Below are 16964 nucleotides of genomic sequence, written 5' to 3'. Positions count from 1 at the left end.
TGTTTAGAAAGAGTATAAATGGGAATTAATTTATGTAACTGTAACTTATAATAAATATTATACGATTGGTTATAAAATAGAATAATATTATTATATTTTTTTACTGTAGATTGATAGGAGGTTCGCTGCATTGACTGAAACAAAATTATTATCTTATGCACAAAAAGAAATATTACAGATTGAACAATATTATGAGAATACAAGTATTAGTAACATCGCTGGTGTAGTACATATGAAAAATGACGTATCATATGATGAGATTAATGAAGCCTTCAACGAGATAGTGAAGCAACATGATACGTTGCGTATTAGAATTACGAAAGAAGACGGTGTTTACAAACAATATGTAGTAGACTATGAACACGAAGATTTTGAATTTGTTGATTTTTATCAAGATCAAGAAGGTTACGAAAAGTGGATTAAAGAAACAGCTAGCACTAATATCTTTAATCTTGATGATAAATTATATAAGACAGTAGTATTTAAGTATCCTGAAGGATATTATGGTATCTTCCTATTGCAACATCATTTAATCAGTGACGCATGGGGTGTAACGATTGTTGTAAATAATTTAATTAAAAAGTTATTAGGTAAATCTGTATCTGAAGAAGATATTGGGGCTACTTATTTTGAGGCAATAGAATCAGAAGATAAATACGAAACGACAAACCGTTTTAATAAAGACAAGGCCTTCTGGTTAGAAAAGTTAGAAAATTTCGAAGACAACATTTTATTTGATAAATCCACGTTAGATAGCGCTATAGGTAAGAGAATAAGTGTGAAATTATCTGAAGCTGAAACTAAGCGTATCTTCCAATACTGTGAGGCGCATGGAGTTAGTATTAGTAATTTGTTCTCTGCAATTATGCAAATCATCAAACACAAGAACACACTTTCTACAACCAATTCTGTCGGACTACTTATACATAACAGGAATACGAAGAAGGAAAAATCATCAACTGGAATATTCTCACGTGTATTACCAATGATTGTTGATACAGATCCAGAACAAACCGTTCAAGATTACCTTGAAAAAATTCGTAGAGAAAGCTTGAATCTATTAAAGCATAGAAAATATCCATATGACTATATTGTAGAAAACAGTGGTAATAAAAAAGGTCTAGTAGACTGTTTTGTTTCTTTCCAAAACACACAATATGACGCTGAGTTTATCGAAGAGGGTTATACGGATGAATGGTTAGATAATGGAACAAACAATTCGCCACTTAGTGTTAACTTGAGTAACAGAAGTAATGGTGAAGGTATGGATATCGATTATGATTTCCAAATAGATGCTTTAGATGAAGAAGGTATCTATCATTTACATGAAACAATCTTCCACGTATTAAATCATATGATCGAACAACCAGAGTCACAAATTAAAGATATTGAAGTGGTTAATGGTGAAGAAAGAGAGACGATTTTAAATGACTTTAATGATTCATCATTAGCATTAAATAATGATACGACGTTTGTTCAACGATTTGAGCAACAGGTTGCTCAACATCCTAACAAGACTGCAGTTACATTTGAAGGAGAAAGTTTAACGTATGAAGCATTGAATGGCAAAGTTAACCAAATGGCTCGCCAATTACGTGCTGAGGGTGTAACGCCCGATTCTCTTGTGGCAGTTATGTCAAATAGAAGAATTGAAATGATTATAGGGATATATGCCATTCTGAAGGCTGGTGGCGCCTATGTACCAATTGATCCTAATTATCCTACAGAACGTATTAACTATATTTTGGAAGATAGTGCAGCTAAGGTGTTGCTAACTGATCAACCGTTAAGTTCTGAAATAGTCTATAACAATAATGTAATTGATATTACTCAAACACAAACATTTGAAGCGTTGTCTGCAGAAAATTTAGAGCATAATACAGATGTTTCTAACCTAATGTATGTCATTTACACATCTGGTACGACAGGTAAACCTAAAGGTGTGCTTGTACCCGGAGAAAGTGTCATGAACCGATTGAACTGGTTAATTGATAAATATGACATTACAGATGAAGACAAAGTGTTCTTTAAGACACCGTTTACGTTTGATGTGTCTGTTTGGGAAGTCTTCGGTTTTGGTATGATTGGTGCACAAGCGGTACTTTTACCATCAGGAGAAGAAGGTAATCCTGAAAAAATTGTATCTGTTATTGCATCGTCACAACCTACCATGGTTCACTTTGTACCATCAATGTTTAGTGTATTTATTAATTATATTAAAGCATCGAATCAAGCTGCGTCGGTTTCAAGTTTGAGATATGTCTTAGCAAGTGGCGAAGCATTAAAACCAGAATTGGTAAATCAATTTAATGAATTGATTGCTGAGAAAAATGATACGCTACTTATTAATTTATATGGTCCAACTGAAGCAACCATTGATGTGACAAGCTTTGATTGTGAGGTTGGTACACAATATGACATGATTCCAATTGGTAAACCGGTAGCAAATACGCAGGCATACATTTTAAATGACAGTAACAACTTGATGGCTATAGGTGTCGCTGGTGAATTATGTATTGCTGGTACCAATGTGACAAATGGTTATTTGAATCGTCCTGATTTAACAGCAGAAAAATTTGTCGACAATCCTTTTGGCAAAGGTAAGATGTATCGTACAGGTGATTTAGCCAAATGGGAAAATGATGGTAATATTACTTATTTAGGTCGTATTGATGAACAAGTTAAAATCCGTGGATATCGTATTGAGCTCGGAGAAGTTGAAAATGTGCTACGTCAACAAAATATTGTTGCAGATGTAGCTGTTGTAGCAAAGCCAGTAGTTGATGAAGAATTGTCAATTTGCGCTTATATTGTATCCGACGAGTCTATTGATATAGAAGCTATCAAAGCACAATTGAATAAACAGTTACCTGAATATATGGTTCCTGCATATATTATGCAAGTTGAATCATTACCAGTATCTCAAAGCGGAAAGTTAAACAAACGCGCATTGCCAGACATTAAAGTGGACAGTAAAGATTATGTTGCGCCACGTAATGATATGGAACAAACGATTGTGGACATTTTTAGTAGTGTGCTAAATGTTGAACGTGTCAGTGTTTTTGACAATTTCTTCCAAATTGGTGGTCACTCTTTAAAAGCAATTAGTGTTATCAATGAAATTGAAAGTAAGACAGCTACACGTTTACCTTTGAAAGCTATTTTCGACAATCCAACGGCATCACAATTATCTAGTTTACTTGAGAATGGTGAAACACAAATTGCAGGTCAAACGATTCCACAAGTAGAAACTAAACCATATTATCTAACATCTTCTCCTCAAAAACGCTTATATGTGTTGAATGAAATGGTTGAAGGTCAGACTGCTTATAATATGGCAAGTATGTTAGAAATTATTGGTGATGTAGATGTTAATCGTGTACAAAGCGCATTCCAAGCACTTGTTGAACGTCACGAAGCGTTGAGAACGCACTTTGATACTGTTGATGGTGAGCCGGTTCAAATCATAGATAAACAAGGTGAGATTACAGTAGGTTATGAAGAAATAGCAACGTCTGATTATGATCAATTATTAAGTGATTTTGTTAGACCATTTGATTTAGCTAACGCGCCATTACTAAGAGTTAAAGTAGTGAAATGTGATGAAAAACGTTATGTATTACTATTTGATATGCATCACATAATTTCGGATGGCTTATCTATCAATATCATTATTAAAGAATTTACGGCGCTATATAAAGGTCGTGAATTAGATGAATTAGCTATTCAATATAAAGATTACAGTGAATGGATGCGTTCAAGAGACTTGGATGATCAGCGTCAGTTCTGGTTATCACAATTTGAAGAAGAAGCGCCAGTACTTGATTTACCATACGATCACGGGCGACCTAACCAACAAAGTTTTACTGGTAAGACGATAAGTCTCGAAATGCCGGAACAAACTAAACGTGCTATTCAGTCATTATCTCAACAGACTGGTAGTACGGATTATATGATCTTACTTTCTTCATTTATGGTGCTATTGCATAAATATAGTCGTCAAGAAGACATCGTTGTAGGTAGCCCAATTTCTGGCCGTACGCATAAAGATACTGAAAATATGCTCGGAATGTTTGTTAATACATTGGCGATGCGTTCAAACCCTGAACGAAATAAATCATTTACGCAGTTATTAGATGAAGTAAAGACAACATCATTAGAAGCCTTTGATAATCAAGAATATCCATTAGAATCACTAGTTGAAGAAATCGTAGAAAAGCGTGATTTAACACGTAATCCATTGTTTGATGTGTTATTTACATTACAAAACACTGAAAACGAAAGCTTCCAAATTGATGACTGGTCTACAAGACAAGTAGAGTCGTCAGTTACAAATGCTAAATTCGATTTAAGTATGACAATTTATGACAATGATGGTTATAGTGTAGCGTTAGAATATGCTGAAGAGTTATTTGAACCTGAAACAATTGAACGTATGTTGGAACACTTTATGGAACTTGTAGCTGAAATTACTATGCATCCTGAGTATAAAATTAGTGAATTAGAATTAATTACCGAACAAGAGCAGCAGTTAATTCTTAATGACTTTAACGATACTGAGATGCCTTATAATAACACGCAAACATTTGTTGAGCGTTTTGAACAGCAAGTGGCCAAAGCACCTGATAAAGTGGCACTTACCTTTGAAGGGGAAAGTTTGACTTATCAAGCATTGAACGAACGTGTAAACCAAGTTGCGTATAAATTACGTGATGAAGGTGTCGGTGCAGACACATTAGTAGCAGTCATGACGAATCGACGTATCGAAATGATTGTTGGTATATTCGGTATCTTAAAAGCAGGCGGTGCATACGTACCTGTTGATCCAAATTATCCTGTCGATCGTATTAATTACATTTTAGAAGATAGCGCAGCGCCAGTATTGCTGACAGACAAACCATTAGATGAAAATATTGTGTTTAATCATAAGGTGATTGATTTAACAGCGGATAAATCAATTTGGTCATTGTCAACAGACAACTTGCAACATAATACAGATGTTTCTAACTTAATGTATGTTATTTATACATCTGGTACGACAGGTAGACCAAAAGGTGTACTTGTACCTGGAGAAAGTGTTATGAACCGCTTGAATTGGATTATTGAAACCTATGGTATTACGAGCGAAGATACAATTTCCTTTAAGACACCATTTACGTTTGATGTGTCTGTTTGGGAAGTGTTTGGTTTCGCGATGATTGGTGCACAAGCAGCACTATTGCCATCTGGTGAAGAAGGTAATCCTGAAAAAATAATGTCACTTATTCATAATAATAAAGCGACTATGGTACATTTCGTGCCGTCTATGTTTAGTGTGTTTATTAACTTTATCAAAGCGACAGATCAAGCGCATTTAATTTCAAGCTTGAGATATGTGTTGGCTAGTGGTGAAGCATTAAAACCAGAACTAGTTAACCAGTTTAATGAACATATTGGGACTAAGAATAATACATTGTTATTGAATTTCTATGGTCCTACTGAAACTACTATTGATGTAACAAGCTTTGATTGTGTAGCGGATGTACAATATGATGCTATACCAATTGGTAAACCGATTGCTAATACACAAGCGTATATCTTAGATGCTGACAATCACTTAATGGGTATCGGTGTTGCAGGTGAATTATGTATTGCTGGTACTAATGTAACGAATGGTTATTTGAATCGACCTGAATTGACAGCAGAAAAGTTTGTCGACAATCCATTTGGTGAAGGTAAAATGTACCGCACAGGGGATTTAACGCGTTGGAATGCTGATGGAAACATCGCTTATTTAGGACGTATTGATGAACAGGTGAAGATACGTGGTTATCGTATTGAATTAGGCGAAATTGATAGTGTATTACGCCAAAATACAGATTTATTAGATGTAGCAGTGGTTACTAAACCTATGTTAGATGGAGAGTTATCGATTTGCGCTTATGTAGTATCTGAACAAAACGTTGATTTAGAGGCAATCAAATTAGAGCTGAGTCATAAATTGCCAGACTACATGGTGCCAAGCTATATGATGCAAATTGAAGATATACCAGTAACACAAAGTGGTAAGTTGAATCGTAAGGCATTACCTGAAATCAAAGTAGAAAGCAAGGCGTACGTTGCACCAACGACAGAAATGGAAACAATGCTAGTCGCAATTTATGAAGATGTCTTAAATTTAAAACAAGTTAGTATCACTGACAATTTCTTTGAAATCGGTGGACACTCATTAAGAGCAATTGGCATTATTAACCAAATAGAAAGTCGAATTGGCACACGTTTGCCACTAAAAATTATTTTTGAAAGTCCAACGATTCTACAATTAGCTAAAACGGTTGAACAATATGCGGTAGATGCGAGCACTCAAAGTATTCCGCAAGCAGAACAGCAGCCATATTATCTGACTTCATCACCTCAAAAACGTTTATATGTGTTAAATGAAATGGTAGATGGTCAAACGGCTTACAATATGCCAAGTATGTTAGAAATCAAAGGTAATGTAGATGTTGCGCGTGTGCAAGATGCTTTTCAAACAATCGTAGATCGTCATGAAGCATTAAGAACGCATTTTGAAACTAAAGATGGAGAGCCTGTACAGGTGATAAATGATTCTGCATCGGTAGTCGTTGATTACGATGAGGTAACGACAGATGATTATGAGCGTATATTAAGTGACTTTGTACAACCTTTTGACTTAAGTAAGGCACCGTTAATTAGAGTTAGTATAGTTAAAGTATCAGAACAACGTTTTATCTTATTGTTTGATATGCACCATATCGTTTCTGATGGCTTCTCTATTAATTTGATTATCAAAGAATTTACAGCGCTATATCATGGTCAAGCGGTAGAGCCATTAGATGTACAATATAAAGATTATAGTGAATGGATGCGCTCAAGAGACTTGGATAGTCAGCGTCAGTTCTGGTTAAGTCAATTTGAGCATGAAGCGCCAGTACTTGATTTACCGTATGATCATTCAAGACCCAACCAACAAAGTTTCACAGGTAAAACGGTAACTGTAGATATGCCTACATCTGTTCAGCATCATATTCAACAATTGACTCAAGCAACAGGCAGTACGGATTACATGGTGTTATTATCATCATTTATGGTACTGTTGCATAAATATAGCCGTCAGGAAGATATCGTTGTAGGTAGTCCAATATCTGGGCGTACACATAGAGATACAGAAAATATGATTGGTATGTTTGTTAATACTTTACCAATGCGTGCTTACCCTGAAAGTGAAAAATCATTTGCACAATTCTTATCAGAAGTGAAGGACCAATCGTTAAATGCCTTTGATAATCAAGAATATCCGTTAGAAGCACTTGTCGATGAAATTGTTGAAACACGTGATTTAACACGTAATCCATTATTCGATGTGCTATTCACATTACAAAATAATGAGAAAAATAGTCTGGAAATATCAGATTGGTCAGTTGAAGAAAAGGAAGCCTCTTATACTAATGCTAAATTTGATTTAAGTATGACAATTCATGAGAATGATGGCTATAAAGTTTCGTTAGAATATGCGGAAGAATTATTTGATAAAGATACGGTTGAACGTATGTTAAACCACTTTATCGAAGTGATTGCGAATGCAACGCAGCAACCAGAACAACTTATTAGTGATATCGACATTATAACAACAGCAGAAACTGAACTTATCTTGAACCAATTCAATGATACGGATCAGCCATTGGATAACACTGTGACACTTGTTGAACGTTTCGAACAACATGCGGCACAATCACCAGACAAAGTAGCAATTACATTTGAAGGTGAAACATTAACGTATAAAGCACTGAACGAACGTGCAAACCAAGTGGCGTATCAATTACGTAATGAGGGCGTTAAACCTAATGACCTAGTAGGTATAATGTCACAACGTCGTTTAGAAATGATGATTGGTATTTATGGCATTTTAAAAGCAGGTGGCGCATATGTACCGTTGGATCCAAATCATCCACATGAGCGTACGAATTTCATTTTAGAAGATAGTAATCCACGTGTATTGCTCACGGATGAAAATATAAGCTATGGTATAAAATACGAAAAGGAAATTATCAAGTTAACAAATAATTCCTTCCTTGATAGCTTACCAACAGATAATTTGGCACATGTTACAGATGAAACAAACTTAATGTATATTATCTATACATCAGGTACAACAGGTAAACCTAAAGGTGTTATGGTTCCATACAGTAGTGTAATGAATCGTCTTAATTGGATGGTTGATTATTTCGAATTAGGTTCTACAGATAAAATATTATTCAAAACACCATTTACCTTTGATGTATCTATTTGGGAAGTCTTTGGTTGGGCAGTTATGGGTGGCGAAATTATCATGCTACGCTCAGGAGAAGAAAGTAACCCAGAGAAGATAGCTTCCGTAATCGATGCGTATAATATTACGATGGCACACTTTGTACCATCAATGTTAAGCGTCTTTATAGATTTCATTAAGACAACACACCGTCAAGATGATATTGTTTCGTTAAATCATGTATTTACAAGTGGTGAAACACTAAAAGTAGACTATGTAAATCAATTTAATCATTTGTTAGGTGGACCAAATCAAACATTGCTATACAACTTATATGGACCTACTGAAACAACTGTTGAGGTAACATATTATCCTGTCTTTGCAGGTCAAACTTATACAGAGGTTCCTATCGGTAGACCTATTGCCAACTCACAAGGTTATGTCTTAAATGAAGATAATAACTTGTTAGGTATTGGTGTACCTGGTGAATTGTGTATCGGTGGTGCAAATGTCACACAAGGTTACTTGAATAGACCAGATTTAACTGCTGAGAAGTACGTTGATAATCCATTTGGTTCTGGCAAAATGTATCGCACAGGCGATTTAGTAAAATGGAGAAAAGATGGACAATTAGAATATCTTGGTAGAATTGACGAACAAGTCAAGATACGCGGTTACCGTATTGAATTAGGTGAAATTGAAAGTTTGATTGCTCAAATCGATGCAGTATCTGAAGCTGCTGTAGTCACTAAAGCACCACAAGGTAGTGACGAAGCAATGATCGCTGCATATCTTGTTTCAGATCGTACGATAGATTTTGACGTAGTAAGAGCGGTCCTATCTAAGAAATTACCTGAGTATATGATTCCAACATATATGACGCAAATTGAACAATTGCCAGTTACAGCTAACGGTAAATTAGATAAAAAAGGACTTCCAGATATTGAATTAGAGGCAAAAGCCTATGTTGAACCACGTGATGAAATGGAAGAGACAATTGCGACAATCTTTGGCAACGTGTTAAATATTGAACGCGTAGGTGCAACAGATAACTTCTTTGAAATAGGCGGACATTCACTAAGAGCAATTAGTGTTATTAACGAACTAGAAAGCCAATTATCTGTACGTGTACCGTTGAAGACGATTTTTGAAAATTCGACAGTGGCACAATTAGCTAGAGCTATCGAAAATGAAGCGACTGCATCATCAACTCAAGAGATACCATTGGCTGAAACTAAGACACATTATCTAGCATCATCACCACAAAAACGTCTATACGTATTGAATGAAATGATGGACGGTCAAACATCTTATAATATGCCAAGTATGTTAGAAATTAGAGGGACTGTTGATGTTGAACGTGTTCAAAATGCATTCCAAAAATTAGTGAACCGTCATGAAGCATTACGTACACACTTTGATACAGTTGAAGGTGAACCGGTACAAATTGTCGAAGATAAAGTTCAAATAAATGTAGAATATGAGGTTGCTTATACAGAAGATTATGAACCATTATTAAATGCGTTCATCAGACCATTTAACTTAGAACAAGCACCTTTATTAAGAGTGAAAGTGGTTAAATGTGCAGAACAACGTTATGTACTTTTATTTGATATGCATCATATTATCTCTGATGGATTCTCTATTAATCTTATTATTAAAGAATTTACAGAGTTGTATCATAATCAAACTTTAGAACCATTAAATGTACAATATAAAGATTACAGTGAATGGATGCATACACGTGACTTAAATGAACAACGTGAATTCTGGTTGTCTCAGTTTAAAGATGAAGCACCAGTACTTGATTTACCTTATGATTATTCACGTACAAACCATCAAAGTTACACAGGTGAATCAGTTAATGTATCTATTTCTGAAGCAACAAGAAATGCAATTCAACAATTAGCGCAAGATACCGGTGCAACGGATTATATGATCTTGTTATCATCATTTATGGTGCTATTGCATAAATATAGTAGACAAGAAGATATCGTTGTAGGTAGTCCGATCTCTGGTCGTACACATAAAGAAACAGAGCAAATGTTAGGTATGTTTGTTAACACGTTAGCAATGCGTGCCTACCCAGAGCGTGACAAATCATTTAAACAATTGCTTGAAGAAGTGAAAGCAACATCATTACAAGCATTTGATAATCAAGAATATCCATTAGAAGAACTTGTAGATGAAATTGTTGAGACACGTGATTTAACACGTAATCCATTGTTCGATGTGCTATTCACGTTACAAAATAATGAAAAAGAAAGCTTGCAAATTGATGACTGGTCAGTAGAACACAAAGAACCATCAACGACTAATGCTAAATTTGATTTGAGCATGACAATATTTGATGATAATGGTTATAGCATTGCTCTTGAATTCGCGCAAGAACTCTTCGATCGTGACACGGTTGAACGTATGTTGGCACATTATGTTGAAATCTTAGAGCACAGCGTACAACAACCTGAACAAAACATCAGTCATCTAGAAATGATTACACAACAAGAACAAGATATTATATTTAATGAATTCAATAATACCGATGTCCCATTAAATAATACAAAAACGTTTTTAGAAAGATTTGAGGCACAAGTCGCTAAAACACCAAAACAGACAGCCATCACATATGAAGGGGTTAGCTTGACTTATCAAGCACTCAATGCGAAGGCAAATCAATTAGCTAATTATTTACGTGTGGAAGGCATTGTGCCTGATGCGCCAGTCGGTTTACTGACAAATCGTAGTTTAGAAATGATGATTGGTATATACGGTATCTTAAAAGCGGGTGGTGCCTATGTACCGATTGACCCTAATTATCCAAGTGATCGTATTAACTATATCTTAGGTGATAGTCAACCAAGTGTACTGCTGACAGATCAAGCATTAGATGAATCAATTGAATTTGATAATAAAGTTGTTGATTTGACTGAAGACACGATGATTGCAACACAAGCAACAGACAATTTAGAACCTGTAACTACAGTTGATAACTTGATGTACATTATCTATACATCAGGTACAACAGGTAAGCCTAAAGGTGTAATGGTACCTTATAAAGGTGTCATGAATCGTCTGAACTGGATGATTGATAAATATCATATTAGTAGTGAAGATACGATTCTGTTCAAGACACCATTTACATTTGATGTGTCGGTATGGGAAATCTTTGGATTCGCTATGATAGGCGGTCAAGCCGTGCTATTACCATCTGGAGAAGAGAGTAATCCAGAAAAAATTACTGATCTATTAGAACAACATCAAATCTCAATGGTACACTTTGTGCCATCTATGTTAGGTGTGTTTATTGATTTTATAAAATCAACTAACAAAGTAGAGAACATTGCGACAGTTAATTATGTATTGGCAAGTGGAGAAGCATTGAAACCAGAACAAGTAAATCAATTTAATGCAATCATTGGTAAGCAAAATGATTCATTGTTGATTGACTTATATGGACCAACAGAAGCTTCTATTGAAGTAATCTATTATCCATGTACTGCAGATCAAACATATGACACGATTCCTATTGGTAAACCAATTGCTAATATTCAAGCTTATATCATGAATGAAGATAATAATCTAATGGGTATTGGCGTTCCTGGAGAACTCTGTATCGGCGGTGTTGGTGTGACAAAAGGTTACCTCAACAGACCAGATTTAACAGCAGAGAAATTTATCGACAATCCATTCGGCGAAGGAAAGTTATACCGTACAGGCGACTTAGCTAAATGGAGTGCGAATGGTAACGTAGAATATCTTGGTCGTATTGATGAGCAAGTTAAGATTAGAGGTTACCGTATTGAGTTAGGTGAAATTGAAAGCTTACTAGGACAAATTGATTACATTTCAGATGTAGCAGTCGTTGCTAAACCAATGGCAGGAGAAGAGTTAGCAATTTGTGCATATCTCGTATCTGATAAAGCAGTCGATAATGATGATGTAAAAGCTATATTAAGTCAAAAATTACCAGACTATATGGTACCGTCATATATGATGCAGATTGATCAGTTACCTGTGACTTCAAACGGTAAATTAGATAAGAAAAAATTACCTGAAATCAAAGTGGAAAGTAAAGCATACGTAGCACCTACGAATGATACAGAAGCAATGCTAGCAGCTATATATGAAGCTAATCTTAATATCGATCAAGTAAGTATTCACGATAATTTCTTTGAAATTGGTGGTCATTCATTAAAAGCGATTGGTATTATTAATAAGATTGAAGCTACAAACGGTGTGCGTTTACCATTGAAGGCTATGTTTGAAAATCCAACAATAGCTCAACTAGCTAAAGTTGTTGATGAACATGCGAATGAAACAACGGCACAACATATTCCAGTAGCAGCAGAACAGCCATACTATACAACTTCATCACCACAAAAACGACTTTATGTCCTTAATGAAATGGTGAAAGGTCAAACCGCATATAATATGCCAAGTATGTTAGAAATTCAAGGTGAAGTTGATCCTGAACGTGTGCAAAATGTATTCCAAACATTAATAGAACGTCATGAAACATTGCGTACTCACTTCGAAACAATCGATGGTGAACCTGTTCAAGTGATTAACGATTCAGCTGAAATCAATGTAGAATATGCTGAAATTAGTACAGATCATTACGAAACATTATTAGATGATTTCGTACAACCATTTGATTTAAGCCAAGCGCCATTGCTAAAAGTTAAAATTGTCAAAGTAGCAGAGTCACGTTATGTATTATTATTTGATATTCACCATGTTATTTCAGATGGTTTTTCAATTAATTTAATCATTAAAGAATTTACGGCTTTATATCACGATCAAACATTAGAAGAGTTGAAAGTACAATATAAAGACTATAGCGAATGGATGAGTACACGTGATTTAAGTGAACAACGTGAGTTCTGGTTATCACAATTTAAAGAAGAGGCACCTGTATTAGACTTACCGTATGATTTCACAAGACCGAAATCACAAAGCTTTACTGGTAAGACAGTAAGTGCACAAATACCAGCAGAAACTAGACATGCAATCAATCGTCTAACACAAAAAACAGGTTGTACAGACTTCATGATTCTATTGTCTTCATTTATGGTGTTATTGCATAAATACAGCAGACAAGAAGATGTTGTTGTCGGCAGTTCAATTGCTGGTCGTACACACCAAGATACTGAAAATATCGTCGGCATGTTTGTAAATACATTACCAATGCGAGCATATCCTGAAAGTAATAAATCATTTAAACAATTGTTAAATGAAGTGAAAGATGTTTCATTGAAGGCATATGACCATCAAGAATATCCATTGGAAGAATTAGTCGACGAAATCGTAGAAAAACGTGATCTAACAAGAAATCCATTATTTGATGTGTTATTCACACTGCAAAATAATGAAAAAGAAAGTCTAGATATCGAAGATTGGATTGTTGAACCGAAAGAAGCAACAAATATCAACGCTAAGTTCGACTTAAACATGATGATTGAAGATGATGGCGATTATAAGGTTTCTATTGAATACGGTGCGGAACTTTTCGAACATCAAACAGTTGAACGTATGTTGGCACATTACATTGAACTATTAGCTAATGTCGTACAACAACCAGAACATAATATTGGCGATATTAATATGGCAACAGCCGATGAGCGAACGTTAATCCTTGGTGAGTTCAATAATACGCGTGAAACTTTAGATAATAGACGTATATTTATGGATCATTTCGAAGCACAAGTTGAACAAACACCGAATCGTACTGCCATCGTTTATGAAGGAGAAAGTTTGACGTACCAAGAGTTGAACGATAAAGCAAATCAACTTGCATATAAATTACGTGCTGAAGGCGTAAAACCAAACATGGTAGTTGGAATGCTGACTCAACGTAGTTTAGAGATGATGATTGGTATTTACGGTATCTTAAAAGCAGGCGGCGCATATGTACCAATTGATCCTCACAATCCAACGGATCGTATTAACTATATGCTAAACGACAGCCAACCTAAGATATTATTGACGGATGCGACACTAGATGAGCAGATTGAGTATGAAGGTCACATCATTAACTTAGCTGACAAGTCTGAATTAGAACATCTGCCAACTGAGAATTTACCAAGTGTTGTCACTGCCGATGATTTAATGTATATCATTTACACATCTGGTACTACAGGTAATCCAAAAGGCGTAATCGTATCATACGAAGGTGTTATGAACCGAATTAATTGGATGATTAAAGAATTCGACATTAATAGTGAAGACAAGGTACTATTCAAGACACTTTATACATTTGATGTGTCTGTTTGGGAAATCTTTGGATTTGCTATGGTAGGTGCACAATTAGTACTGCTACCATCTGGAGAAGAAGGTAACCCAGATAAACTAGCAACAATGATTCAAGAACATGAAATTACAATGGTTCACTTTGTACCGTCAATGCTAGGGGTATTTATTGATTACATTAAGTCCACAAATAGAATGGATGATATTGCGTCAATAAACTATATTCCATCAAGTGGTGAAGCGTTGAAACCAGAACAAGTTAATCGATTTAATGACTTGCTGGGTAGACCAAATAATTCTCTACTTATAGATTTATATGGACCAACAGAAGCATCGATTGAAGTGGTGTGTAATCCACTATATCCAAGTGAAACATACGATATTATTCCGATTGGTAGACCAATCTCAAATGTTCAAATTTATATTTTAAATGAGAAGAATAATCTAATGGGTATTGGTGTTCCTGGCGAGCTTTGTATCGGTGGCATTGCAGTTACACATGGTTATTTAAACCGTCCAGGCTTAACAGAACAACAATTTATCGACAATCCATTTGGTGAAGGTAAATTATATCGTTCTGGTGACTTAGCAAAATGGAGAGCAGATGGTGAACTTGAATATATTGGACGTATCGATGAACAAGTTAAGATCCGTGGTTACCGTATTGAGCTTGGAGAAATTGCGAGTCATTTACGTAGAATTGATGGTATATCAGATGTAGGTGTAATCGTTAGACAAATGGTTGGAGATGATTTATCTATTTGCGCTTACTTAGTTTCAGATCAAGAAATCTCATTCAGTGATATCAAAGCTGAATTAGGGAAGAAAGTACCTGACTACATGGTTCCTGCATATATGATGCAAATCGAGCAATTACCGTTGACTGCAAATGGTAAATTGAATAAACGCGCATTACCTGAAATTGAGGTAGAAAGCAAGACTTATGTTGAGCCTAGAAATGCAACTGAAGCAACAATAGTTGAAGCGGTTAAGCATGTCTTGAATGTAGAGCAAGTTGGCGTGTACGATAACTTCTTTGAAATTGGTGGCGATTCAATTAAAGCAATCAAGTTAACTTCAGAGTTATCTAAGACATATAATATTTCTATTAAAGACTTGTTTGAGCTACAGACGATAGAGCGCATCAGCGAAGCGTTAGATGATAGTGCTGACACGAACTTATTGACTAAGTTAGCATCGTTAAAAGAGTTTAACTTAGAACAGCCACATCAATTCAGCAATGATTTCATTCAAGAAATTGAAAGCTATAAAGAAAATAGTGCAGCAAATTATGAGGTTATTGATGTTGAAGCGGTTAAGTCTAATAAAAATGTATTACTCACAGGTGCGACTGGGTTCTTTGGTATTTATTTACTAAACAACTTATTAGAAGATACTGACTTTGATATCTATGTGATGGTTCGAAGTAATAAAGAGATTACTGGAGAAACGAAATTGCATAACAACTGGGTTTACTATTTTGAATCTCAAATTGATGAGTCATTTGCAAATAGAATTCACATTGTTGAAGGTAATATCGAATCACCTCAATTAGGTATGGGTGAATCAACATATGCAGCATTGTCAGAAGAAATTGATTTAATTGTTAATGCTGCAGCCAATGTAAATCACTTTGCAACAAAAGATGCATCATATGGTGCCAACGTTGGTGGCATTGAACAAATTATCCAATTTGCACAAGATGGTAAAGCAAAAGAAATTCACCATATGTCTACCATTTCAATTGCTTCAGGTAAAGTTGAAGACAAGGCACAATTAACATTCTCTGAATACGATGTAGATATTGGTCAAAAACCAAACAACGTGTACTTAGATGGTAAAATTGAAGCTGAAAAAATATTAATCGATAGCCGTAAACAAGGCGTAGAAACAAATATTTACAGACTGGGTAACTTACAGTGTGATTCTCGAACTGGTTTATTCCAGAAAAATGAAGAAAATAACGCCTTCTATAGCGTTATTAAATCATTCAAGAAACTGGAAAAATTCCCAGACTTACCAGATGATAGCTTAGAGTTCACACCAGTAGACCAAGCCGCTGAAGCTTGTAGTACATTGATTAAAAACAACCAGTTGACGAATGAGATTCATCACATTTACAACACACATCATCTTACATTAACGCAATTGATGAATGTTTATAATCAACATGATTATCACATCGAAAATATTCAATGGAATGACTTTATGGACTTCTTAATGGAATGTATTGAACAAGGTATTAAGAGTGATGAAATAAATGATTTCTTATTACACACAGGCATCCTAGATAACAATATGTTTAACAAATCTCACTTTGAAGTATTAGACTTTAAGACAAATTACATCTTAGAAAAACTAAACTTCGAGTGGAAACCGACAGATAATGAAATACTTTCAAAAATGATCAGTCATCCAAAAAATAATTTCTAAGCAACAACTGAGGCAGCAAATACTTATTTGCTGC

At 35.1% G+C, this 16964-nt stretch carries 1 protein-coding gene; it reads left to right on the top strand.

Annotated features, from left to right (window positions below; translation table 11 throughout):
• Positions 1-130: 130 nt before the first annotated feature.
• The gene (locus tag JN168_RS12795) at positions 131-16930 is read left to right on the top strand and encodes a non-ribosomal peptide synthetase (RefSeq protein WP_279525946.1); all 16800 of its coding nucleotides are present in this window, start codon (positions 131-133) and stop codon (positions 16928-16930) included.
• Positions 16931-16964: the final 34 nt, after the last annotated feature.

Origin of the sequence: Staphylococcus gallinarum (assembly GCF_029774255.1) — a bacterium.
In the GTDB taxonomy this organism is placed as follows: Bacteria; Bacillota; Bacilli; order Staphylococcales; family Staphylococcaceae; genus Staphylococcus; species Staphylococcus gallinarum.
The sequence above is the reverse complement of the archived record's forward strand: the minus strand, read 5'-3'. Positions and strand labels throughout refer to the sequence as shown.